Origin of the sequence: Brevibacillus brevis, from assembly GCF_022026395.1 — a bacterium.
Taxonomy (GTDB): domain Bacteria; phylum Bacillota; class Bacilli; order Brevibacillales; family Brevibacillaceae; genus Brevibacillus.
The window spans coordinates 4260099-4281389 of record NZ_CP041767.1; the positions used below are offsets into that span (position 1 = coordinate 4260099).

The following is a 21291-nucleotide window of genomic DNA, read 5'->3' on the forward strand; positions in this document are numbered from 1 at the left end:
TTGATTCCAGGAGGTCACTCTTATGCGTATTGAAGAGATTATGCGGAAAAAAATTGTCACGATCCAGCCTTCCACTACAATCGGAGAAGCACTTCTTCTCCTCCGTGCAAACAGAATCAGGCATTTGCCTGTCATTGAAAACGACTCACTCGTAGGCATTGTCTCGGACCGCGACCTGCGAGACGCTCTCCCCTCTCGCCTGCTCACACATGACGATGATGACACCGTCCTGCACAAGCCTGTAGCCGATATCATGAATCAACAAGTCATCACAGCCCATCCACTGGATTTCATCGAAGACGCAGCCCTCCAACTATACGAGCACAAAATCGGCTCTCTACCCATCGTCGAAGGGAATCGGCTCGTAGGATTGATCACGGAATCGGATCTTTTCTCTAGCCTGATCGAACTTTTCGGCGTTAACAAACCTAGCTCCCATATCGAAGTAGAAGTAGACGACCGCGTCGGCATGCTGGCAGAAGTCAGTCAAGTGTTTCGCGATGCACAGGTAAATGTCACGAGCGTCGTGGTCTTTCCTGGGAAAAAGCCGGCGAAAAAGAACCTTGTTTTTCGGGTACAGACCATTGATCCGCGTATCGTGACGCAATTGCTCCTTGAAAAAGGCTTTTCCGTAATCGGCCCTACGGAAGGAGGGATACCCCAGTGAGCCGAAATGCTCGTCTGATCTACTCTCCAGACTACACGCAATATTATTTTCATGATGATCATCCGTTCAACCAGCGTCGTCTGCTCCTCACACACGATCTGATGAGCAGTTACGGAATACTCCAAGACTCAGACATCCTGACTCCCCGACCGGCGACAGATGAAGAACTCGCCCTGGTGCATGACCCACGCTATATCCAATTTGTTCGTGATCAGGGCCATAGTGAACACGAGCTTCCGCAGGCAGCCAGTTATGGCTTGGGAACAGAGGATGTTCCCTGTTTTTCAAACATGCATGAAGCGTCCTCGCTGATCGTCGGAGGTACGTTAAACGCAGTGGACGCGGTTATGAGTGGACAGGCAGAACACGCCTTCAATCCCGCCGGTGGACTGCACCATGCCTTTCGTGGGCGCGCCTCCGGATTTTGTATCTACAATGATTGCTCCGTCGCGATCGCTTATTTGCGAAAAAACTGGAATGCGCGCGTGTTGTATATCGACACTGATGCCCATCATGGGGATGGGGTACAGTGGGCGTTTTACGATGACCCTCATGTATTGACTGTATCCATTCACGAAACAGGAAAGTATCTCTTCCCGGGAACAGGCAATTTGTCTGAACGTGGTGATGGAAGCGGTTACGGTTATTCTGTCAACGTTCCACTGGATGCCTTCACAGAAGACGATTCTTTTCTGGAAGTATATGAAGAGCTGGTGTCAAAGCTAGCGGCTGGCTTCAAGCCGGATGTCATCCTGACCCAAAATGGTTGTGACGCTCATGCATACGACCCCCTCACCCATTTGTCTTGCTCGATGAAAATTTATCAAGCGATTCCTCGCCTTGCTCACCGTCTCGCTCACGAATATTGTGACGGTCGTTGGATAGCAGTAGGAGGTGGGGGTTACGATATTTGGCGAGTGGTGCCACGGGCGTGGACACTGGTATGGAGTGAGATGAGTGATCAGCCTCTTGCGGACGGTGATCTTCCCGAAGCCTGGCTCAAGCGCTGGCAGCCTGAGACGGATTTGCCCTTGCCACCTCGGCTTTTTGACGAACCATTCCCAACAATCCCACGACGAGCAGAGATCACGGAAAAAAATCGGCTTACGTTAGAACGTGCGATGCTGTACGCACCTACTGGATCAGAGAAGTAAAAAAAAGCGTCCTGTCCTCGTACCTTTGGGTACTGGTCAGCACGCTTTTTCTATTCCAAACTCTATTTCACCAGCTCTTCCAGCTCAGACGGTGCAAAGCCTTTTACCGCTTTATCACCTACGACTGTAACAGGCACACCCATGAAGCCAAAGCGCTCCACTTCTTCTTGATAGGCACGACTCGTCATGACATCGCGCACTTCAAAGGTAACACCTTTTGCTGTCAGCCAATTCTTAACCATGTCGCAATCCACACAGTTTTTCGTCGAGTAGACAATCACTCCGGCAGTTGTCGATGCTTGTGTTGCTGTCAGCATATTACGGACAATCGCGTAGGAGCGCTGGGAAGCCAGCTTGGTAAATTCCACGAAGTTTACATGCGCGGAGCCGTCTGCTTTATCGGACATCGAACGAACCACGACAAACGGCACGCCATTCATCGCACATACTTGTCCAACAGATGCCCCTTCCATTTCGGTGCAGTGTGCTGCGAATTGCTCATACAGCCATTGAACCTTTTCCCGACTGGCAACAAACTGGTCACCGGACAAGATACGCCCGCTCACTACTTGAACTCCCGCTTCCAGCTCCTTGCCCGCATCGATCGCTTGCTGCATCAGCCCAGCATCCGCTTGCCAAGTCCATTGCTCTGTAAACGGAATCTGTCCTGGCTCAAAGCCAAGTGGTGTCACATCGATATCATGTTGGATGCAATCCGTCGAAACTACAATATCACCAATATTTAATTCAGGGTGAACGGCTCCTGCTACACCTGTGAAAATGACACGTTCCACTTGGAATGAATCGATGAGGATTTGTGTCGTCACGGCAGCATTCACCTTGCCGACACCTGATTTGCACAGCACGACATCCTTGCCTTCCATTTTACCTGTGTAATAGGTAATGCCTGCTTTGGTGGCTGTAGTTGTCTCTTGCATCGCTTCCAAGTAAAGCGCGATTTCTTCATCCATCGCGCCGATAATTCCGTAACGCATTTCCCATCCCCCTCTTGCTGTCAATTACCTATGTCCCTTTACCGATCAGGCTTGATCGGGTTTTGTGCTCTCCCGATACTCAATTCGATGCGGCAGCAGCACGACATGCTCTTCGACATTTTCGTTATTCATGTACTTGGTCAACAGGCGCATCGCCACCGCACCAATATCGTACATGGGCTGTACGACAGAAGTCAGTCGTGGACGTACCATTTCAACCAGACGAATATTATCGTGACCAATGACTTCGATGTCACCTGGCACGTTCAAGCCAGAATCTTGAATGGCATGGATCGCGCCAATGGCCATCTCATCATTTGCTGCAAAAATCGCCGTCGGCGGATTTTTAAGAGCAAGAAAAGCTTTTGTAGTGGACAAGCCGGATTCATAAAAATAGTTGCCTGTCGCAATCAGCTCTTCATCCAGCTCGATACCCGCATCTTTCAACGCCTTTTTATAGCCTTCATAGCGCATCAACCCTGCCAATGGATCGTTTGCAGGACCTGCGATCATCGCAATGCGCTTGTGCCCGCGTGCAACCAATGCTTCCGTCGCATCATATGCGGCTTGGAAGTGGTCAATGCTAACCGACGGAAGTACGTTATCCGCATCGCGAGTCGCGGCGAGTACAGTCGGTACGGAGGTGCTTGTTAATGCCTGCAAATGATCTTCTTTGATTTCTGCGCCCAGGAACAGAAGCCCGTCCACCTGCTTTTCGAGCAAAGTATTAATGAGCTGTAATTCCTTTTCCATCCGTTGGTCAGAGTTACACAGAATGATGTTGTATTTGTACATGGTAGCGATATCTTCGATCCCTCGCGCCAATTCGGAGAAAAACAAACTGGAGATATCCGGGATGATGACACCAACTGTAGTCGTTTTTTTGCTAGCGAGTCCACGAGCAACCGCATTTGGTCGATATCCCAAGCGCTCAATCGCAGCCAATACCTTTTTTCGGGTCAAAGGCTTTACGTTGGGATTCCCGTTGACTACGCGGGAAACTGTCGCCATCGACACCCCCGCTTCTCTTGCTACGTCGTATATAGTAACCGGCATCATGCACCCTCACTTTCCCTATTTTTTGGTTTTCATAAGCGTTTTCATAAATATATGCACCTATGATACGACAAGCCGTATGCCGTTGCAATCGTTTTTGACGGCTTGCGCACCCGTTACTTCATGAGTTTGTTCATCGTTTTCAAAAGCTCATCAATCACTTCATGATCGCCTTGCTGAATGCGATCCATCACACAGCTTTTCATATGTCCTTCGAGGAGCATTTTCCCAACCGCATTCAGGGCGGACTGCACAGCCGCAATTTGATTGAGAATGTCGTCGCAGTAGACATCCTTTTCTACCATTCCGCGAATTCCACGAACCTGTCCCTCTACCCGATTCAGACGGGAGATGAGATTCGACTTGATTTTATCAGGTCTTTCAGTGGACCGATCAGTCGAGCAGCATTGATGGTTGTCTTCCATATGGCCTATCCTCCTTCACCAATATCAGCACGTAATTCTAGCTTACTTGGTCGCCAATGGTTCGTCAAATGAGAAAGGTCCTCCCGCGCGCAGGAAGGACCCTTAAAAGATACCCGAAAGGTATTCTTATGCTCTCGTTGCCACAATCTCGCCTTTGTACAGGCCAGAAGCGAGCAGTTCATCAACGAACTCATTGAACTGTGGAATGTTCAACTGTTGCTTCGCATCAGACAGTGCCACATCTGGATCTGGGTGAACCTCTACCATGATTCCGTCAGAGCCGACTGCGAAACCTGCTTTCGCGCAAGGCAAGAGCAGATCACGGCGGCCTGTAGAGTGCGTCACGTCTACAAACACCGGCAAGTGCGTCTCCTGCTTGAGGAGTGGTACAGCAGAAATATCGAGCGTATTGCGTGTCGCTTTTTCATACGTGCGGATTCCACGCTCGCACAGCATGACTTGTGTGTTCCCTTCGGACAGGATGTACTCTGCCGCGTAGATGAACTCTTCAATCGTAGCAGAGAGGCCACGCTTCAAGAGGATCGGCTTGTTCACACGACCTGCCGCCTTCAGCAGCTCGAAGTTTTGCATATTGCGAGCACCGATTTGGATGACATCGATGTATTTCGTCGCCATCTCAAGATCTGCTGGCGTCACGATTTCACTGATCGTTACGAGGTTGAATTCATCCCCGATGCGCTTGAGAATTTGCAAGCCCTCTTCACCGAGACCCTGGAAGTCGTATGGCGAAGTACGAGGCTTGTACGCGCCGCCGCGCAGTGTGCGCAGGCCGCGTTTTGCGTGGTTTTCTGCTACTGCTCTTACTTGCTCGTAGCTTTCCACGGAGCAAGGACCTGCGATGAGGATCGGATTTTTCCCTCCGAACTCTACGCCTTTTACCGTGATAACCGTATCCTCTGCCTGTTTCTTACGGCTGACGAGGAGTACTTTTTTCTTATCATCGTCTTGCAGATCTAAAGAAACTTGGAAAATTTGCTTGAACAAATGACGAATAGCATTGTCATTGAAAGGACCTTTATTGTTTTCAACGAGCAGATTGAGCATTTGGCGCTCACGCTCTGGGTCAAAACGGTTGCTGCCCTGTTTTTCTTTTTCTTTGCCGAGCTCTTGAACCAAGGTAGCTCGTTTGTTGATCAATTCAAGAATTTGCAGGTTGATCTCGTCTATCCGCTTACGCATAGTTTCGATTTGATCGTGTGCCATCTCTCTCCACTCTCCTCTTTTTATATAGGGATTTATCGATAAATTAGGGTAATTATAATCGATTCAAACACCCTTGTCAGCAGTTTAGCGCCAAAAAGCGCGAAAGTAAATTTTTTCTGTTTTTTTATCTTTTCCAATTATTCGTCAAAACGAAGAAGATTCCTTGATTCGACAGGATTCTTTCCTTTCAAATCGAATAGTTTTGGATATATGTTCTAGCTAAAAGTGATTGTTCCTTTCCGATACAGACCAAAATCACCGATAAGTATTGTAAAGACTTCATGAACAACCTCTTACAAGGAGTGACCTACATTTGTCTGACATCACAGCCCCTGAGCTTATTTTTTCATTAGATATTGGAACGCGCAGCGTCGTCGGCCTGATCGTGGAAACGACCGGCGAGCAGTACCGTGTATTGGACTGCGCAATTCGAGAGCACGATGAACGCTCCATGCTCGATGGGCAAATTCACGATATCGTCGCCGTAGCTAAGGTGATTCAACAAATAAAAGAAGAGCTGGAGGGGAAATATGGCAAGCTGCATCAAGTAGCGGTCGCTGCTGCCGGTCGGTCATTGCGCACCCGCCGTGTGCGTGTGGACATGCCGTTAGCCAGACATGCCTTCATTTCGCGTGAAGATGTTGTCGCTTTGGAGTTTTCCGCTGTACAGGAGGCTCAAGCCGCATTAGCCCAGGAGCTAAAGGATCAAGACGTCACCCGCTATTATTGCGTGGGTTACAGCGTCGTCCATTACCATCTGGACGGAGAGTTGATCGGGAGTCTGATCGACCAGCGGGGTGACATAGCAAGCACAGATGTGATCGCAACCTTCCTTCCACGTGTGGTTGTCGACTCGCTGATCGCAGCACTGAAACGATGCGATCTGGAAATGCAGGCATTGACGCTTGAGCCTATTGCGGCGATCAATGTCCTGATTCCTGTGACGATGCGCCGACTGAATATCGCCTTAGTGGACATTGGGGCAGGTACTTCTGACGTAGCGTTGACTGAGGAAGGGGCAATTACCGCCTACGGCATGGTGCCCGTTGCAGGCGATGAAATCACGGATGCGCTCATGAATGCCTTTCTCATGGATTTTCCGATGGCAGAAGAGGTGAAGCGTCTCTTATCCACCGAGGAGTCCGTCACCTTCACGGACATTCTCGGAATGGAGCATACGCTGAGCGCTTCTGAGGTAACGAGTGCGATTGAGGCAGACATCCAGCAACTCGCCGATAAAATTGCCTTCAAAATATTGGAGCTCAACGGAAAAGCTCCCCAAGCTGTCATGCTGATCGGCGGCGGCAGCCTCACCCCTGGGCTTACCGGAAAAGTTGCTCAGGTCTTAAATATTCCTGCCGCCCGTGTTGCCGTTAGAGGCGGCGATGCGATCAAACAGTACGTCGGAGACAATCCTGCGCTCAGTGGACCTGAGTTCGTAACGCCGGTCGGTATTGCTGTTGCTGCGCGCCGTCACCCGTTGCGCTATGTAACCGTTACGGTCAATGATGCTCCTGTGCGCATATTCGATCTGCGAAAAATGACGTTGGGTGATGCCCTCATTGCATCCGGACTGGATATCCGCCGTCTGTATGGTCGCCCCGGATTGGCGATGACTGTCACGGTAAACGGACGGATGAAAATGATTCCGGGTGGTCACGGTACGGCGCCGGTGATTGAGCGCAACGGGGAGGGCGTCAGTCTCGACACGCCAATCAATGACGGAGACCAAATCACTGTAGTGGCAGGTACAAATGGCGATGATGCACGTGTGTTTGCCAAAGATTTATTCGATGAGCTGGACACGCTTGAAGTGATCTGCAATGACCGTCCCTATTCGCTCGGTCCAGTCGTACATGTTAATGGAGCGGTTGCTACTCTCGATACCTTGATCACTGATCGTGCCGAGGTGGACATCCGTCTTCCGCGCACTGTCTATGAAGTACTGGAGCTCGCTGGACTGAAAACGTCGGCGGAATCGGGCTTGCGTTTTTCCGTGAATGGACAAGATTATTCGATTCCGTCCCGTATCGAGGTGATCGAGCTGAACGGAAGACTAGCGGCTTTGACAGATCTCGTCCGGCAAGGAGATGTCCTCGTCTATCGGCTGGATGAAGTCCCCGCCCCTTCCATACAAGATGTCATTCCCTTGGAAGAATGGGTACAGGAGACAATGATCGTACACTTCAATGGTGAACGAGTCGAATTGCCTGTCGCACAAGTAACGATAACGGTAGACGGAAAAGCGGCGAATGCCTCTGATCCTGTGAGCGAAGGTGCCGACATCACGGTAAAATCCTCACCTGCGACTACACCTGTGTTTAGCGATGTCTTCCGTTTTGTCGATGTTTCCTTGGAAAAGCCCGACCGTGAGAGTATCTCCGGATTCGTCATGCTCGTCAACGGCGAACAAGCCAACTTCCAGACAGAATTGAAAAGTGGAGACAAGTTGGAGCTATTCTGGGAATAGTCTCTCCCGCGCTCTTTTTCTCCATGCAAAAAGCCGGATTCACCTCCTTATAGGGTGTTCCGGCTTTTTGATTACGCGTTGAGCGCCTGTCCGATCGCGTCCTTCGTAATTTTCCAGTGAGATGTGTGCCATTTTACTTCCCCGTCCTCCAGCAAAAAGATTTGCGGAGATTCGTGTTTGATGGAAAAACGATCCGCTACGGCATTGGATACAGGGCGATCCTCCCTTACCAGAATGACCGCAGATTCCACTTGATTGTCCTGCAAATACGCTTGAAACTCTTCATAAGCGGACGTACTGATTGGGCAGATTGTGCTATGCTTAAACAAAAGCTTTTTCCCATTTTTCGCTACGAACTCATCCAGTTCTTCTATGGAGTGAAGCTGTTTTTGTGACATGATTCATCTCTCCTTATCTTATGTGCCTATCAGTATACCTAAGTCCAAGCAGCAAAGTCTACATTTGCGGTGCAGTGGAGAAATGAAAAAGAGATACCTTTTTCCTAGGCATCTCTTTATCCTTACACCATGATTTTCGTTAGACGTTCGCGTAGCTCCAGCATCCATTTTTCATCGCCAAGGGACTGCGCCAACAAAAACAGATCCAATAGCTCGTTGACTTTTTCACCAAGTAATTCTCTTACGGTCGAATTCACCTTCTCATTAGCAATCAATACCAATAAGTTGGATAACTCTGACATTTCTTCGAATTCGATTGCCTGGCGCTGCGGATGTTGGCCCAGTTCCTCCATGAGTGACTTCAAATCATCCTTAATCACATCTACCACTTGGGAATGGTCACAGTCTTCGTCCACGCAGACGTGTACAGGTACATTCATGATTTTAACCCGTTTCCGGTACACGACATTGCGTAGCTCGATCTCCATTTCGTTCCCGCAGCGGTTGCATCTCTTTTGCAAAATGTTCACCCCTACCTATCTATGTATGTCTCTCATAACTATTCGAGGAGCGTCCTTTCAATCCTGCTAGAGAGCAGGTGGTACTTGGTGGATATAGAGTCAGATATAGACTAGAGTCAACATAGTGGAGGAGAAGAAAAAGCACAGTTCTCTTCGACTCTGACACGCTCACAAGGGGGATTGACTGTCCGTCTCCACTTCAAAAAGGGGACCGTCGATCCAAAGCCACCCTATGGGCGGATGTTTCTCAGGGAAGAAGTGTTCGACAACCGGGTCCCCTTTTTGAAGTTCCGACTGGGTAGGCGTTGTCAAGGTCTACGAGCCCTATGCTTTTTCTTCTCACCAGCTAAGTGCGTTTATCGGTAACGCAAAAAAGACGATGCTTGTAAGAAACATCGTCTTTCCTTTGTGATCAAAACTTCAATCTCACGCGTAGATTGCGTTTACTTTTTCACAATGCGGACAAACAGCGACTTTCCCCGCTTTTCCGTCTTCGTCTTCTACACGATAGCCAGTAATTTGCTCGGAGAAACAAAAGAGACATTCTGTATTGAAGTCCATATCGTACTGCGCTTTCCACACAATGGATTTAAAGTCTTCTCCAACATTAATCGTAATTTGGACCAAATCATGCTGCAGGCTCGATAATGATCTTTGCATCACATAAACATCCTTTCATACTTGCAAAGTCTTTTGGTATCCTCTAGCTTTTCCTGCTTTTCAGAATAATAAACATCGAGAATTGCAAGAGTATGAAAAACGAGAGATTATCAAAACAATTTTCTCAAAAATGGGCGGATGCCCGGTTCGGTCCTATGTGATCACCCATATGTTGTAGATGTAAGCACAAGAGGCTTAACACACACATGAGGAGGATGTTTATTCGATGAGCGGCATCTTTAATGGAGAATTCGACGGCTTCACTCTGGTTTTGATTCTTTTCATCCTGCTGGTTATTATCGGGTGCAGCTGCGATTAATCTTTCTTCCCCGAAGATATAGCCATATTCAGCAGGCCGTTGCATATACATGAAGTACCGAATCCTTCAAGCGCGTTTCCTCCGCAAGCTACCCTCGCCAGTGGGTAGCTTTTTTCTGTTTGAGTTGTGTACAATGGATAAGAATGATATGGAAAGCGAGGGATCCCCTTCCTATGAAAGATCCACGAATTGAAAAACTGGCTGACGTACTCGTCAATTATTCGGTGACTGTCAAGCCTGGTGAAAACGTTTTAATTTACTCCATTGGCAACGTTACCGATCTGACAAAAGCCGTAATTGCCAAGGTATACGAAGCTGGGGGAAATCCGTTTGTCCAACTGATCGACCAATCCGTTCAGCGCGAAATCTTGATGGGTGCCAACGAAACACAATTGGGTATCATGCGTGAAGCAGATGTGGCTTTCATGAAACAAATGGATTGCTACATAGGCATCCGCGGCGGCGACAACATTAGTGAGCTCTCTGATGTACCTGGAGACAAAATGCAGTTGCATTCCAAGCTGCTAGCGCGTCCTGTACTGGATATTCGCGTACCGCATACCAAATGGGTCGTGCTACGCTATCCAAATGCATCCATGGCTCAGTTGGCTAATATGAGCACCGCCGCTTTCGAAGATTTTTATTTCAAAGTGTGCACGCTTGATTACGGCAAAATGGATAAAGCCATGGACAGCCTGGTCGAGCTGATGGAGAAAACCGACAAGGTACGTATCGTAGGACCAGGCACTGATCTGACCTTCTCTATCAAAGATATTCCGGCAATCAAATGTGCTGGTGAAGCCAACATCCCTGACGGAGAAGTATTTACTGCCCCTGTTCGTGATTCCGTCAACGGTACGATCGCGTACAACACGCCATCTCCTTATCAAGGCTTTACATACGACAACATCAAGCTCACCTTCAAGGATGGCAAAATCATCGAAGCAACTGCGAACGACACCGAGAAGATCAATGAAATTTTTGATACGGATGAAGGTGCGAGGTTCGTTGGGGAATTTGCGATTGGCGTAAATCCATACATCCAAAACCCGATGAAAGACATCCTCTTCGACGAAAAAATTGACGGAAGCTTCCACTTCACACCGGGACAGGCCTACGATGAAGCATTTAACGGAAACAAATCCTCCATTCACTGGGACTTGGTTATGATTCAACGTCCTGAGTGGGGCGGTGGAGAAATTTGGTTTGACGATCGCCTGATCCGCAAAGACGGACGTTTCGTTGTACCAGAGCTCGAATGCCTCAATCCAGAAAACCTGAAATAAATGAAAATAAGCGAAGGGCTCATTGTTCACAAGACATGAGCCCTTCGCTTTATTGGCTAAACGGAATAAGCTGGTTGTTTCAACAAGGAAGTCATTTTTTGTTCCATAAAGGAAATCGTTGACTCCAGATGATGAATGGTATACTCCCAGCAAAAACGTTGATAATCGTCAAAATTTACTTCCAGCTTTTTATAAGAAGCCTTACTTTGTTGGAGCAATTGACGCTGCGTATCCAAACAGCCCTCTAGCAAATCCTTTTGTTCGTCGATCGTGCGGCTCTTGCCGAAGAAAATTTTAACCAGCATGTCTGAACGCAATACTGGCGGCAAGATAGGCGTCTGGATTTCTTGACGGAAAGATTGTTTTCCGGCTTCTGTAATACGGTACAAAATCTTGTTCGGCTTGCCAGACTGAATGATTTCTTGCTTCGTCACGAAGCCTTCTTCCTCCAGTTTGCGCAATGCTGGATAAATAGCACCAAAGCTAGCGTCATAAAAGAATCCAATACTGTTTGTAAACGCTTGCTTAATATCGTAGCCACTCATTTCCCCATAGCTCAAGAAACCCAGTATGATCGTTTTAACATCCATCTCTTCGCATCCTCCGTTACCGTTCTTTTTCTCTCTCTAGCGGCTAGGACTTAGCCTTTATGTTCAAAATATTCTTTAACTACATGTTATTATAAATGCATTTAAATAATTATACCAATGCTATTTCTTTATTATATCAATCAAAATTAATGATATAACCATACACTCGACTAGAAATTGGGCGTCCCTTCCCTCTCCACTCCCCATAAGATGATACATACCTATCTGCTGTAGGGGGAGAGATCGGTGAAAAGTAAAAAATGGTCCCAGTATACGCGGGTAAAGTACCCTGTGAGCAGCAGCAGTCTGCACCCATTCAATTTCTTCGTTCCCATTGTCGAGCGAGTTCAAGAGGGAGTAGTCTCCATCGTGACCGAAGATGCTCCCCATTCCAAAGACGTGGATTCGTTAATTCGCAGCCTCATTGATCATGAAGATAATTCTCCACCCATGGAACGAAGCTTTGGCTCCGGATTTCTTTTTCATCCGAAAGGGTATATCTTGACGAGCGAGCATGTCATAGGCAAATCCAAAAACATTTTCGTGAAGCTATATAACGGTAGAGTGTTTGAAGCCAAACGCATTATAGCCGATCGAGTCCGGGATTACGCCGTCATCAAAATTGATGCAGACTGCAAGCTATATCCGCTGCCACTAGGCAACTCCTCTCATACAAAAGTAGGAGAATGGGTCATCAGCGTCGGTTCTCCATCTGTATTCAAAGAGACAAAAAACGAGCCTGGTTCCGGGCCAAATACAGCGCAAATTGAACGGGACGGGCTATCGCCTTCTTGTATAATGCCATGTCACCCATCTGGCGAAAAACCTCTCTTCCCGGCTTGGGATTCACTTCGATTAACCACGCACGTCCGTCCACATCCACCCCAATGTCCAGCCCGAATTCCATCATGCGACCAAAATAGTCCTCGAGCGTGTTTGCTACATCAAAAGCAAGCCGATAACATTCCTGTTTGATCAGCTCTCCACGCTCCCCGCCAAATCGCCTGAACATAAACCATTCAAAGGGAATCGCTTTGCCTCCTCCATGCAAATTGGAAGTAGCACTGCCATTCTCCCCCATACGTACTGCGCACCCTGTCACCGCCCACTCCCCACGCTCGTCCTTTTGAATCAATAACCGTACATCAACGACATGCTTGCGTAGCAGGCCCAGGTCCAACCCTTGCTGCACCAGAAAATTGCCATCGCGAATGCGCTGTTCCTGTACCCACGTTTTGACCCATTTTTCCACGCCTTCCACCGTATCAATTCGAGCTACATGATACTTATGCTTCTTGTCACGTCCAGAGAGGTTATACTCCTTGCCACTGCTCTTCACTCTGAGAATGCTTCTTCCTCCTGTGCCATTCCCTGGCTTGACATAGACGAGCCCATGGCGTGCGAGCATGTTTCGGATCTTGCCTTTTTCGTAAACATGCGTCTCCGGAATCCAGCGTTTGACGCGTTCATCAGAAGCGAGCAGATTCGTCACTCTCCATTTTTTACTGAACGGACTATTGGCAAAGAAAAACAGATCACTATTTCGCAGCCGGATATACTCCTTTACCCTGCGTCGGTACCGATCGATTACGACTTCTGGCCAAGGGAATGTTTTACTCATCCAGCCCCCGTTTGGTTTGGGAATGAAGCCTTTGATCTTTCTGGCGGAAACATTGACGTCCTGATGCGAAAACAGGTAGATTTCTGCGCCTAGCTTTTGCCCTGTTTGAACCAGCCTTCGCAAATAAGCTGGTTCCTCAAAGCGTAACCCCTCCCGCCAGGTTAAAATGCCGATTACCCGTTTTGGAAGCATCGCAACACCCTCTTCGCTTCTTTTCTTTCGCGATTAGTGTATGTGTAGACACCTTATAGGGAAACATTTGTCCATGAAAACGGGCTTGACTTCTCAGCATTGTCAAAGTGTCATTCCAACTTTTCGTTACTTACTTTTTTCAAGCTAATCTGTTAGAATAAAGGGCAACAATAATGATGCTAGATAGAGGTGACGCCGATATGAGTCATGATTTTTCTGGCGAACACATGTGTCCAAAATATGAATGTGCAATGAACGTCCTTGGAAAACGTTGGACCGGCCTGATTATTCATGTGTTGCTACGCGGGACTGTACGATTCAAAGATATCCGGGAAATGGTTCCACATATGAGCGATAAAATGCTCTCGGAAAGACTGAAGGAGCTGGAAGAGCTCGAGATTTTGGAGCGCAAAGTGTACCCAGAGATCCCGGTTCGCATTGAATACGAATTGACCGAAAAAGGAAAAGATTTACGTCCTGTCATTGATTCCATTCACGAATGGGGCCAAAAATGGATGTAGCATAACCCCACTTGTCCAAAACGGATAAGCGGGGTTTTTTATTTGCGGTCAGGCATAAGCTCCTCCCTTTTGCTGTACACTCTAGCAACCCAAGATGAAGGGAGGACGGGCGATGCGAACGGCCGTCTACATTCGCGTCAGTACGGAGGATCAGGCACGCGAAGGGTTTTCGATCCCAGCTCAAAGGGAAAAGCTGCTCTCGTACGTTCACTCCCAAGGATGGGAAGTCCATGCAGTTTACGCAGATGAAGGCGTGAGTGCCAAAGATACGAATCGCCCCGCACTTGGTCAGCTCTTGCAGGATATCCGAACGGGTCAAATCGATGTCGTCCTCGTCTATCGACTCGATCGGCTCACTCGCTCTGTCCTTGATCTGTATCAGCTCCTGCAGGAGTTCGATCGACATTCGGTGCATTTTAAAAGCTGCACGGAGGTATACGATACGACTACGGCAATCGGGCGATTGTTTATAACCTTAGTGGCTGCCCTCGCACAATGGGAACGGGAAAACTTGGCAGAACGGGTCAAGCTGGGGATGAGCCAGATGGCAAGAGAACGAAAACGACCAGGAGGACCTGCACCGTATGGATACAATCTGGTGCGAGGAACGCTGGTCGTGAATCAAAGGGAAGCAGCAGGCGTACGAAGCATGTTCGAGCGCTATGATCGAGGCGAATCTCCGCGTCAAATCGCTGAATGGGCAAATCATTCCGGATTGCGCGGCAAAAATGGCGCTTCATGGAGTGCAAGTGCCGTGCTTCGCCTGTTAAAAAATCCGGTCTATCACGGTGCGCTGCGTTGGAATTACACCGACGCCGATCAACAACGCAATGACCCTGAGGAATGGATTATCGAAGAGGCGACTCACCCGGCCATCATCGATCAATCCTGTTTCTCCCGGGTGCAGGAGCGGATGAGTTCTCGGGCAACAAGACACCCCCGCGTTCTCAGCTCCCGCTACCTTTTTTCCGGATTGCTGTACTGCTCGCGTTGTGGCTCCGCGATGCGCGGGAAAACAACTACGATCACAGGAAAAAGGGAAAAAAGCTACACGCACCGCTACTATTTATGTAAAAACAAGTTGGCCGGTACGTGTGATGCTCCTGCCATACGTGAGGATCGCTTGGAAAAAGCCATTGTGCAAGAGCTGATGCAGTATTCGCCAGAGTCAATCGCTGTGATGAAGGAAGTGTATCAGACTGTGTTGCAGACGAATTCCCGCGCTCCCGCAAAAGAAACCGAGCAGCTGCTAATTCGAAGGCAACGTTGGGAACAAGCTTATGAAGAGGGATTCCTTACACTCCCTGCCTTGCGAGAGAAAATCAGTGCGTTGGAGCTGGCTGCAAAAGAACAGGAACGGGCTTACTCTGCTTTTTCACACGTACACCATCTTGATTTAGATGCCCTTTCCAATTGGAATCTCATTTGGACGTATGCAAATGAAAAAGAACGGCGATTGCTCGTGTGCACACTCATCCAACGTATTGACGCAGAAGCAACAGACGCTGCCTCTGGTCAAAAAAATAGAGAGGTCTGTTTGCGTCTGTTGTCCTTTCATTAAAAATTGCTACTGATTTTGTTTGTATGGATACAGGTGGTTCCCCACTCGGGTTGGAAAATTCTGTGACAGCGGGAATCATCAGTGCTAAAAACCGCCGCCTACAGGTTGCGAAGCGGATGTACGAAGAAATTTTTCAGACGGATGCTGCTATTAACCCAGGAAATAGCGGAGGCCCACTCATTAATTTGAATGGAGAAGTCGTTGGTCTCAATGCATTCATCATTCAATCCAGCCAATGCTTGGGCTTCGCCATCGGAATTGACGCCCTCAAAATGCAACTCGAGCAATACGTGTTCAAGTGAGAAGCATCGCTTCAATAAAAAAACCCCGTCTAGGAGGACGGGGATTGCTTCTCTAGTGCAATAAGATATACATTTGGACCTTCTGTGTTGATTTGTTCTTCTGCCTGTTTTAGTTGTTGCAGCTGAGCGGCCGTAAGCTGTGCGATAGGCAGTTCACTCAGACGATTCTGTTCCATGCGCATTCCTCCGTTGGTGTCAGACTCACGATCGTAGTCTGCCCGATCCGGAGAGTATGTATTTACGCAGTGAGGTCAAAAGCTTTGGCAATCGCAGAACACGAACGCTTGCAGAAAACGATGGGCAGCTCGCGATCTTTGGCTTGGTTTTTCACAGTTTTGGCCAAGTTGTGATTGACGAAATCAGTCAACACCAGAATCATGTGGATACCAGCTGGAATTTTCACCCCGGTTTGCGAGCTTTTCCGTCCAGTTACGTGGTGAATATCCTTGAAGCCTTGACCCTGCAGAAATTCGATAATATTGCCCAGACGATCTCCGCCTATAACTAAAATGGATGACATAACTTGTTACCTCCTTAAATTTAGGTGATGTAGGATTTATGTTTTCTTCTCTGAATGCTAATTGATAATGAATATCACTCTTATTGATAAATATTATCATTCCCATTTGGCTTTGACAATACTCTCCATGATAACTTTTTTGTCAAAAAACAAAACTAGATACGATGCCGATAAGAAAAGCCACGGCGCTCTAGTGTTCCGGCCCTCTTTTCCAAATTACACCGCACCATATTCTTCATAATCATAGGAAAATGTACATAGGTGTTGCCCGGGTGTTTTTTCCAAAGGTATAATGAAAAAATAGATTGTGAATGAGGAGGTGGCGTAGGGTGCAAGAAATTACACAGCTGCACGCCATTTTTGATCGCACCAGAGGTTACATCAACAGTTTCATGGGCGTTATCCAGCCGATTATCGACGCGGCAACGGACGAGCATACTCGTCTTTACTACCATCATATTTTGGAAGAAGAAGAACAGCGGATGGGACGCTTGCAGGAATTGGTTCCCTACCTGGAGAAGCTGTCAGCAGGAAAAAGCCTGGATCAGCTAAGTGATCGCGACCTCTCACAAATGCTGTCCGATGTGAATCTGGAACGTTTTGGACTGCACAATTTCCGCGAGCATCTGGAGCTCTCTCTGTATGAATTCAAGGATGACGAAACACGTCAGCTCCTGGATGGCATGCGTGAAAAGACGCATACAGACTATTTGACAGTCAAAGAGATCATGGCGAACATAAGCCAACGCTTCTCTGATGCGGCTCATCCTGATCTCACTGATCACGATGAGGGGCACGACATTCACCAGGTTGATCATTTGAAAGCCTCGGCTTCCGCTCCTCACGGTGTTGCTTCCGTGATCAAGCATTCCGCCCCTGCAGTTTCTGGCAAAAAAGGACTGACTGTTGGCAGCTTGAAAGGAATGTAAAGAATCGGAAATCCTGAAATAACATGGAGGTTACACTATGGACAAGCTTCGTAAATACCCAGACTCTCCCTTGACGACCGAAGAATGGAACCAGTTGGACGCAACTGTCGTTGACATGGCTCGCCGCCAGCTGGTAGGACGTCGTTTTATCGATATTTATGGACCATTGGGTGAAGGCATCCAAACCATTACCAACGATGTATATGAGGAATCTCGTTTTGGCGGTCTCTCCCTGCGCGGAGAATCACTGGAAATGACACAGCCTAGCCGCCGTGTCAGCATGACGATTCCGATTCTGTACAAAGATTTCATGCTCTACTGGCGCGATGTTGCCCAAGCACGCACACTGGGTATGCCTTTGGACATGAGCGCGGCTGCGAACGCGGCTGCGGGTGGTGCACTGATGGAAGACGATCTGATCTTCAACGGCGCTGCGGAATTCGACCTTCCTGGTCTGATGAACGTAAAAGGCCGCCTCACTCATCTGAAGAGCGATTGGATGGAATCTGGCAATGCATTTGCCGATATCGTGGAAGCACGCAACAAGCTGCTGAAAATGGGCCACAGCGGTCCGTATGCACTGGTTGTTTCTCCTGAGCTCTACTCTCTCTTGCATCGCGTGCACAAAGGCACCAACGTGCTTGAGATCGAGCACGTTCGCAATCTGGTTACAGATGGTGTCTTTCAATCCCCTACCATTAAAGGCCGTTCCGGCGTATTGGTAGCGACTGGCCGTCACAATCTCGACCTGGCGATTGCAGAAGACTTCGACTCTGCGTTCCTCGGCGACGAGCAAATGAACAGTCTGTTCCGTGTGTATGAGTGCGTTGTATTGCGGATCAAGCGTCCAAGCGCCATTTGCACCTTGGAAGAAACAGAAGAATAGAAGCCCTTTGGCACACCCATTGACGATTCTCGTTGTGGGTGTGTTTTTCATCCTTGAAATATGCAGCAGATTGCTTATAATAAGAACATGCGTTCCGAACTTTCCAAACAATCTGACACAAATTCGTTGGGGGGCTTTTTATGAGATGCAAGGTCAATGGCGTCAACCTTTATTATGAGGAGATCGGAAGTGGTTTCCCTGTCGTAATGATTCACGGCTTTTCACTTGATCACCGCTGCATGACAGGCTGTCTGGAACCCATTTTTGAGAAACGTCCGGGATACCGACGACTTTACATAGATCTACCGGGAATGGGACAAACGGAAAACTACGAACATATCCACACCACGGACGATATTCTGGAGGTTGTGCTCGCGTTCATCGATCAGCTCATTCCAGGTGAGCCCTTTTTCATTGCAGGTGAATCATACGGCGGATATCTTACACGAGCAGTTATCGAGAAGCGCCGGAAGCAAGTAAAGGGTGCCCTTTTCATCTGTCCAAATGTCATTCCAGACAAAGATAAACGCACACTGCCAGATAAACCTCTTCTCGTACAGGAGCCTTCCCTCTGGGAGGAGTTGAGTGAGACGGAACGGGCGGAGTTTGAGTCGATGGCGGTAGTCGCTACTGATTATACGTGGAATCGCTATCGAAAAGAGATTATCGATGGCTACATGCTGTCTGACCCTTCTTTCCTCACGAAAATCAGACAAGCGTATGGCGTGTCCTTCCCATTAGATACGGCCCCCTTCCCCCATCCGAGCCTTTTTCTTGTCGGCAAACAAGATCATTCTGTCGGTTATCGCGATATTTGGGATATCATCGAAGGCTACCCGCGCTCTACCTTTGCCGCTCTCGATTGTGCCGGCCACAATTTGCAGATCGAGCAGCCGCTTCTGTTTACAGAGCTTGTGAATGAATGGCTGGATCGTGCAGAAAGAGAGATCTCCCTGTAAACATGCATAAAAAAGACAACCAGCTCAAGGAGAATGGTTGTCTTTTTGCTTCCATTAAACATTTGTCACCAGTGATTCGCTGTAGGCGTGAAATGCTTTGCCCAGTCGTGAAATCGCAAGCTCCGTGTCTTCCCGGTTCAAAAGCGTATAGTTCAAGCGCATCGTATTGAGATGCGGCTCAGCTGCATAAAACGGCTTCCCTGGCACGAATGCCACGCCTTCCTGTACGGATTGGGCCAGCAGCTTCTCTGCATCGAAGTGCTCAGGCAGATTCACCCAGAGGAACATCCCGCCTCTTGGTTTTTCCCACTGTACGCCCTCCCAGTTTTGCGCAATCAAAAGCTCATGCATCCATTCCATGCGCGCCTTGTAGGACTCGCGGATTTTCTCAATGTGGCGCTCCAGATCAAAGCGGGACAACAGCTCATACAGCGCGTACTGGTCGATTGTGCTCGACTGCAAATCCACTGCTTGCTTCGCCTTCACCATCATTTGAATCACGCGGGTATCTCCAATGGCCCATCCGGTACGCAAGCCTGGCGCGACAATTTTGGAGAAGGTACTAGTGTACACCACACAGGAATCGGTCGGATGCTCATCCAGTGAGAAAATCGAACGGTACGGAGCTTCCCCATCGAATTGGATCTCTCCATATGGATCGTCTTCCAGGATGAGAATGTTTTGCGCCTTGCATTGACGAAGCAAGCCTAGACGACGTTCAAGGCTCCATACCTTTCCTGTTGGGTTGGCAAAGGTAGGAATGACATACACCATTTTCGGGCGATACTGGGCAATTTTTTTCGCCAGATCGTCCAAATCCATCCCATTGGCATCACCGTCTACGGGAATCGCTTTGATTCCCCGGAATTGGAACAGCTGAACGGCTGCCAAATAGGTAGGGTTTTCGACGAGAACGACATCGCCTTCGTCTAAATATACACGGCACAACAAGTCAACTGCTTGCTGAGAGCCAGTAGTGATGATCATATTATCTGCACCGACGTTCATATGCTTTTGCTTCATACGGGATGCAATCCACTCACGAAGCGGCAAGTATCCATCGGTCAATCCGTACTGAAGAGCTTTTGCCCCTTGTTCGAATGCGCGATTAAACGCTTCGCGCATCTCTGCGATTGGAAAAGAATCCTCTGCTGGCAGTCCACCTGCGAGCGAGAGCACTTGATTGCCTTGAGTCAGCTTCAAGATTTCCCGGACAGCCGAGGAGGATAGTGCTTCAACAGATTTTGAAAACGAGTACTCCATCTTCCGTTCCCCCTTGATTTTGCTTATCCTTGTTTTATCACTGTCAACAGCGTAAGTCCAATCCTTGCTAGCTATGAGCAGATAGGTTTTGACTATGTCGAGCGGTTGTTCAACCATTAGTCTTGACACACTCCATGCAAAAAACCCCTCCTCGTATCAAACGAAAAGGGGTTCATATGTATCGCTATATCTAGGCGATGCGGAACACACGCGGTTTTTCTGTATGTGGGAGGAAAGAGAGGTCGACATGATTGGACGCTTCTTCCATACCGATATCGCTTGCCAACAGCAATGCCTCTTCCTGGAAGGTCGGCGTACAGCTACCTTCATTCAGCTCACAGAGTCGCTTCAATCGCTTCAGTCTCTCTGCTGACTTTTCTATTCTCATGCATTCGTTCGTCAGCTCACATACGTTGACGTGACGAGCATCAGCGATCATGCTGATATCATTCACATGGACAATCAGTCTTTTGCCTTCTTCTGTAACAAATCCGATCGAGCAAAAATGCGCACCTGACATTTCCAAACGAGTGAGAACAGCATTGGCGTAAACTTCTCCCGTCCGCAAGCGAATCTGGCCTGCTTCAATGGCTCCGCCGATTTTTCTCTCGTTGGCGATCACCGTATACATATCCGTGTAACCGTTAATCTGATAGCGCATGGTACCCTCCCGCTCTCGCTGAGACTAATTATCATTAACAACAATGACATCGTATAATGAAAATCATTATCTGTCAATAATGAGAATGATTTTTATTCTAAAAGGAAAAAG

24 protein-coding genes and 1 pseudogene are annotated in these 21291 nt (G+C 48.2%); 12 read left to right on the forward strand and 13 right to left on the reverse strand.

From position 1 onward, the window contains the following. The first annotated feature begins 22 nt into the window (after positions 1 to 22). The gene (locus FO446_RS20270) at positions 23 to 667 is read left to right on the forward strand and encodes a CBS and ACT domain-containing protein (protein WP_173612384.1); all 645 of its coding nucleotides are present in this window, start codon (positions 23 to 25) and stop codon (positions 665 to 667) included. Further along, complete coding sequence (locus FO446_RS20275) at positions 664 to 1821, forward strand: acetoin utilization protein AcuC (RefSeq protein WP_173612385.1); 1158 nt, start codon at positions 664 to 666, stop codon at positions 1819 to 1821. The genes FO446_RS20270 and FO446_RS20275 overlap by 4 nt, the downstream gene beginning before the upstream one ends. A gap of 62 nt (positions 1822 to 1883) precedes the next feature. On the opposite strand, the gene FO446_RS20280 is transcribed toward FO446_RS20275, so the two are convergent. The 4 genes from FO446_RS20280 to FO446_RS20295 all read right to left on the reverse strand — a co-directional run bounded on the left by FO446_RS20280 (position 1884) and on the right by FO446_RS20295 (position 5521). Further along, positions 1884 to 2816, reverse strand: a complete 933-nt coding sequence (locus FO446_RS20280) for a 5'-methylthioadenosine/adenosylhomocysteine nucleosidase (protein WP_173612386.1) — start codon at positions 2814 to 2816, stop codon at positions 1884 to 1886. A gap of 45 nt (positions 2817 to 2861) precedes the next feature. Continuing rightward, complete coding sequence (gene ccpA, locus FO446_RS20285) at positions 2862 to 3872, reverse strand: catabolite control protein A (RefSeq protein ID WP_173612394.1); 1011 nt, start codon at positions 3870 to 3872, stop codon at positions 2862 to 2864. A 116-nt stretch (positions 3873 to 3988) separates the two neighbouring features. Further along, positions 3989 to 4297: a metal-sensitive transcriptional regulator gene (locus FO446_RS20290; protein WP_007720961.1), complete on the reverse strand. Its 309-nt coding sequence runs from the start codon at positions 4295 to 4297 to the stop codon at positions 3989 to 3991. A 126-nt stretch (positions 4298 to 4423) separates the two neighbouring features. Further along, positions 4424 to 5521: a bifunctional 3-deoxy-7-phosphoheptulonate synthase/chorismate mutase gene (locus FO446_RS20295; protein WP_232773845.1), complete on the reverse strand. Its 1098-nt coding sequence runs from the start codon at positions 5519 to 5521 to the stop codon at positions 4424 to 4426. 313 nt (positions 5522 to 5834) lie between these two features. On the opposite strand from FO446_RS20295, the gene FO446_RS20300 reads away from it, so the two are divergent. Then, positions 5835 to 7991, forward strand: a complete 2157-nt coding sequence (locus tag FO446_RS20300) for a cell division protein FtsA (protein ID WP_221868160.1) — start codon at positions 5835 to 5837, stop codon at positions 7989 to 7991. A 71-nt stretch (positions 7992 to 8062) separates the two neighbouring features. Here FO446_RS20300 and ytxJ read toward each other — a convergent pair whose 3' ends face one another. The 3 genes from ytxJ to FO446_RS20315 all read right to left on the reverse strand — a co-directional run bounded on the left by ytxJ (position 8063) and on the right by FO446_RS20315 (position 9570). Further along, positions 8063 to 8389 carry a bacillithiol system redox-active protein YtxJ gene (gene ytxJ, locus FO446_RS20305; protein WP_047071916.1) on the reverse strand — a complete coding sequence of 109 codons (327 nt, stop codon included), beginning with the start codon at positions 8387 to 8389 and terminating at the stop codon, positions 8063 to 8065. A gap of 122 nt (positions 8390 to 8511) precedes the next feature. Next, positions 8512 to 8910, reverse strand: a complete 399-nt coding sequence (locus FO446_RS20310) for a hypothetical protein (RefSeq protein ID WP_173612389.1) — start codon at positions 8908 to 8910, stop codon at positions 8512 to 8514. A 426-nt stretch (positions 8911 to 9336) separates the two neighbouring features. After that, entirely contained in the window at positions 9337 to 9570 is a 234-nt protein-coding gene (locus FO446_RS20315) for a hypothetical protein (RefSeq protein ID WP_015892416.1), read from the reverse strand. 226 nt (positions 9571 to 9796) lie between these two features. Here FO446_RS20315 and FO446_RS20320 point away from each other — a divergent pair, with 226 nt between their 5' ends. Further along, positions 9797 to 9889, forward strand: a complete 93-nt coding sequence (locus FO446_RS20320; RefSeq protein WP_017250455.1) for a YjcZ family sporulation protein — start codon at positions 9797 to 9799, stop codon at positions 9887 to 9889. A gap of 173 nt (positions 9890 to 10062) precedes the next feature. Beyond that, entirely contained in the window at positions 10063 to 11175 is a 1113-nt protein-coding gene (locus FO446_RS20325) for an aminopeptidase (RefSeq protein WP_173612390.1), read from the forward strand. Positions 11176 to 11231: 56 nt separating this feature from the next. On the opposite strand, the gene FO446_RS20330 is transcribed toward FO446_RS20325, so the two are convergent. Beyond that, the gene (locus FO446_RS20330; RefSeq protein ID WP_173612391.1) at positions 11232 to 11765 is read right to left on the reverse strand and encodes a PadR family transcriptional regulator; all 534 of its coding nucleotides are present in this window, start codon (positions 11763 to 11765) and stop codon (positions 11232 to 11234) included. A gap of 450 nt (positions 11766 to 12215) precedes the next feature. Here FO446_RS20330 and FO446_RS20335 point away from each other — a divergent pair. Next, positions 12216 to 12467 (forward strand): annotated as a pseudogene (locus tag FO446_RS20335) (S1C family serine protease); the annotation flags it as partial. Positions 12468 to 12483: 16 nt separating this feature from the next. On the opposite strand, the gene FO446_RS20340 reads toward FO446_RS20335, so the two are convergent. Continuing rightward, a complete protein-coding gene (locus FO446_RS20340) occupies positions 12484 to 13578 on the reverse strand; it encodes a YheC/YheD family endospore coat-associated protein (RefSeq protein WP_232773842.1) in 1095 nt (364 codons plus the stop codon). A 200-nt stretch (positions 13579 to 13778) separates the two neighbouring features. Here FO446_RS20340 and FO446_RS20345 point away from each other — a divergent pair, with 200 nt between their 5' ends. The 3 genes from FO446_RS20345 (at position 13779) to FO446_RS20355 (ending at position 15962) form a co-directional block, all read left to right on the forward strand. Then, positions 13779 to 14099 (forward strand): winged helix-turn-helix transcriptional regulator, encoded by a 321-nt coding sequence (locus FO446_RS20345; protein WP_088908731.1) that lies wholly within the window; start codon positions 13779 to 13781, stop codon positions 14097 to 14099. Between the two features lie 112 nt (positions 14100 to 14211). Next, positions 14212 to 15660, forward strand: a complete 1449-nt coding sequence (locus FO446_RS20350; protein ID WP_221868158.1) for a recombinase family protein — start codon at positions 14212 to 14214, stop codon at positions 15658 to 15660. Between the two features lie 23 nt (positions 15661 to 15683). Then, positions 15684 to 15962, forward strand: coding sequence for a S1C family serine protease (locus FO446_RS20355; protein WP_221868157.1), 279 nt, complete (start codon positions 15684 to 15686; stop codon positions 15960 to 15962). A gap of 29 nt (positions 15963 to 15991) precedes the next feature. Here the strand turns inward: FO446_RS20355 and FO446_RS20360 are convergent, their stop codons facing one another. Continuing rightward, on the reverse strand, positions 15992 to 16138 hold the full coding sequence (locus FO446_RS20360) for a hypothetical protein (protein WP_017250462.1): 147 nt from the start codon (positions 16136 to 16138) through the stop codon (positions 15992 to 15994). Positions 16139 to 16200: 62 nt separating this feature from the next. Continuing rightward, complete coding sequence (locus FO446_RS20365; RefSeq protein WP_007721245.1) at positions 16201 to 16482, reverse strand: DUF2325 domain-containing protein; 282 nt, start codon at positions 16480 to 16482, stop codon at positions 16201 to 16203. A gap of 329 nt (positions 16483 to 16811) precedes the next feature. Here FO446_RS20365 and FO446_RS20370 point away from each other — a divergent pair, with 329 nt between their 5' ends. The 3 genes from FO446_RS20370 (at position 16812) to FO446_RS20380 (ending at position 19256) form a co-directional block, all read left to right on the forward strand. Beyond that, complete coding sequence (locus FO446_RS20370; RefSeq protein WP_047071899.1) at positions 16812 to 17411, forward strand: IMEF encapsulin system ferritin-like cargo protein; 600 nt, start codon at positions 16812 to 16814, stop codon at positions 17409 to 17411. 37 nt (positions 17412 to 17448) lie between these two features. Continuing rightward, positions 17449 to 18297, forward strand: a complete 849-nt coding sequence (locus FO446_RS20375; protein ID WP_007721249.1) for a family 1 encapsulin nanocompartment shell protein — start codon at positions 17449 to 17451, stop codon at positions 18295 to 18297. Positions 18298 to 18437: 140 nt separating this feature from the next. After that, positions 18438 to 19256 carry an alpha/beta fold hydrolase gene (locus tag FO446_RS20380; RefSeq protein ID WP_221868156.1) on the forward strand — a complete coding sequence of 273 codons (819 nt, stop codon included), beginning with the start codon at positions 18438 to 18440 and terminating at the stop codon, positions 19254 to 19256. 54 nt (positions 19257 to 19310) lie between these two features. Here FO446_RS20380 and FO446_RS20385 read toward each other — a convergent pair whose 3' ends face one another. Beyond that, positions 19311 to 20519, reverse strand: a complete 1209-nt coding sequence (locus FO446_RS20385) for an aminotransferase-like domain-containing protein (protein ID WP_173610994.1) — start codon at positions 20517 to 20519, stop codon at positions 19311 to 19313. A 190-nt stretch (positions 20520 to 20709) separates the two neighbouring features. After that, complete coding sequence (locus FO446_RS20390) at positions 20710 to 21180, reverse strand: hypothetical protein (protein WP_173610993.1); 471 nt, start codon at positions 21178 to 21180, stop codon at positions 20710 to 20712. Positions 21181 to 21291 lie beyond the last annotated feature (111 nt).

What these genes read in the sequence shown, in the direction of transcription:
- FO446_RS20345 (WP_088908731.1), top strand. Translation starts at nt 13,779, where the DNA reads ATGAGTCATGATTTTTCTGGCGAACACATGTGTCCAAAATATGAATGT.
- FO446_RS20375 (WP_007721249.1), top strand. Translation starts at nt 17,449, where the DNA reads ATGGACAAGCTTCGTAAATACCCAGACTCTCCCTTGACGACCGAAGAA.
- FO446_RS20295 (WP_232773845.1), bottom strand. Translation starts at nt 5,521, where the DNA reads ATGGCACACGATCAAATCGAAACTATGCGTAAGCGGATAGACGAGATC.
- FO446_RS20355 (WP_221868157.1), top strand. Translation starts at nt 15,684, where the DNA reads ATGGATACAGGTGGTTCCCCACTCGGGTTGGAAAATTCTGTGACAGCG.
- FO446_RS20380 (WP_221868156.1), top strand. Translation starts at nt 18,438, where the DNA reads ATGAGATGCAAGGTCAATGGCGTCAACCTTTATTATGAGGAGATCGGA.
- FO446_RS20360 (WP_017250462.1), bottom strand. Translation starts at nt 16,138, where the DNA reads ATGGAACAGAATCGTCTGAGTGAACTGCCTATCGCACAGCTTACGGCC.
- ytxJ (WP_047071916.1), bottom strand. Translation starts at nt 8,389, where the DNA reads ATGTCACAAAAACAGCTTCACTCCATAGAAGAACTGGATGAGTTCGTA.
- FO446_RS20270 (WP_173612384.1), top strand. Translation starts at nt 23, where the DNA reads ATGCGTATTGAAGAGATTATGCGGAAAAAAATTGTCACGATCCAGCCT.
- FO446_RS20315 (WP_015892416.1), bottom strand. Translation starts at nt 9,570, where the DNA reads ATGCAAAGATCATTATCGAGCCTGCAGCATGATTTGGTCCAAATTACG.
- ccpA (WP_173612394.1), bottom strand. Translation starts at nt 3,872, where the DNA reads ATGCCGGTTACTATATACGACGTAGCAAGAGAAGCGGGGGTGTCGATG.
- FO446_RS20320 (WP_017250455.1), top strand. Translation starts at nt 9,797, where the DNA reads ATGAGCGGCATCTTTAATGGAGAATTCGACGGCTTCACTCTGGTTTTG.
- FO446_RS20290 (WP_007720961.1), bottom strand. Translation starts at nt 4,297, where the DNA reads ATGGAAGACAACCATCAATGCTGCTCGACTGATCGGTCCACTGAAAGA.
- FO446_RS20385 (WP_173610994.1), bottom strand. Translation starts at nt 20,519, where the DNA reads ATGGAGTACTCGTTTTCAAAATCTGTTGAAGCACTATCCTCCTCGGCT.
- FO446_RS20365 (WP_007721245.1), bottom strand. Translation starts at nt 16,482, where the DNA reads ATGTCATCCATTTTAGTTATAGGCGGAGATCGTCTGGGCAATATTATC.
- FO446_RS20325 (WP_173612390.1), top strand. Translation starts at nt 10,063, where the DNA reads ATGAAAGATCCACGAATTGAAAAACTGGCTGACGTACTCGTCAATTAT.
- FO446_RS20350 (WP_221868158.1), top strand. Translation starts at nt 14,212, where the DNA reads ATGCGAACGGCCGTCTACATTCGCGTCAGTACGGAGGATCAGGCACGC.
- FO446_RS20340 (WP_232773842.1), bottom strand. Translation starts at nt 13,578, where the DNA reads ATGCTTCCAAAACGGGTAATCGGCATTTTAACCTGGCGGGAGGGGTTA.
- FO446_RS20390 (WP_173610993.1), bottom strand. Translation starts at nt 21,180, where the DNA reads ATGCGCTATCAGATTAACGGTTACACGGATATGTATACGGTGATCGCC.
- FO446_RS20330 (WP_173612391.1), bottom strand. Translation starts at nt 11,765, where the DNA reads ATGGATGTTAAAACGATCATACTGGGTTTCTTGAGCTATGGGGAAATG.
- FO446_RS20280 (WP_173612386.1), bottom strand. Translation starts at nt 2,816, where the DNA reads ATGCGTTACGGAATTATCGGCGCGATGGATGAAGAAATCGCGCTTTAC.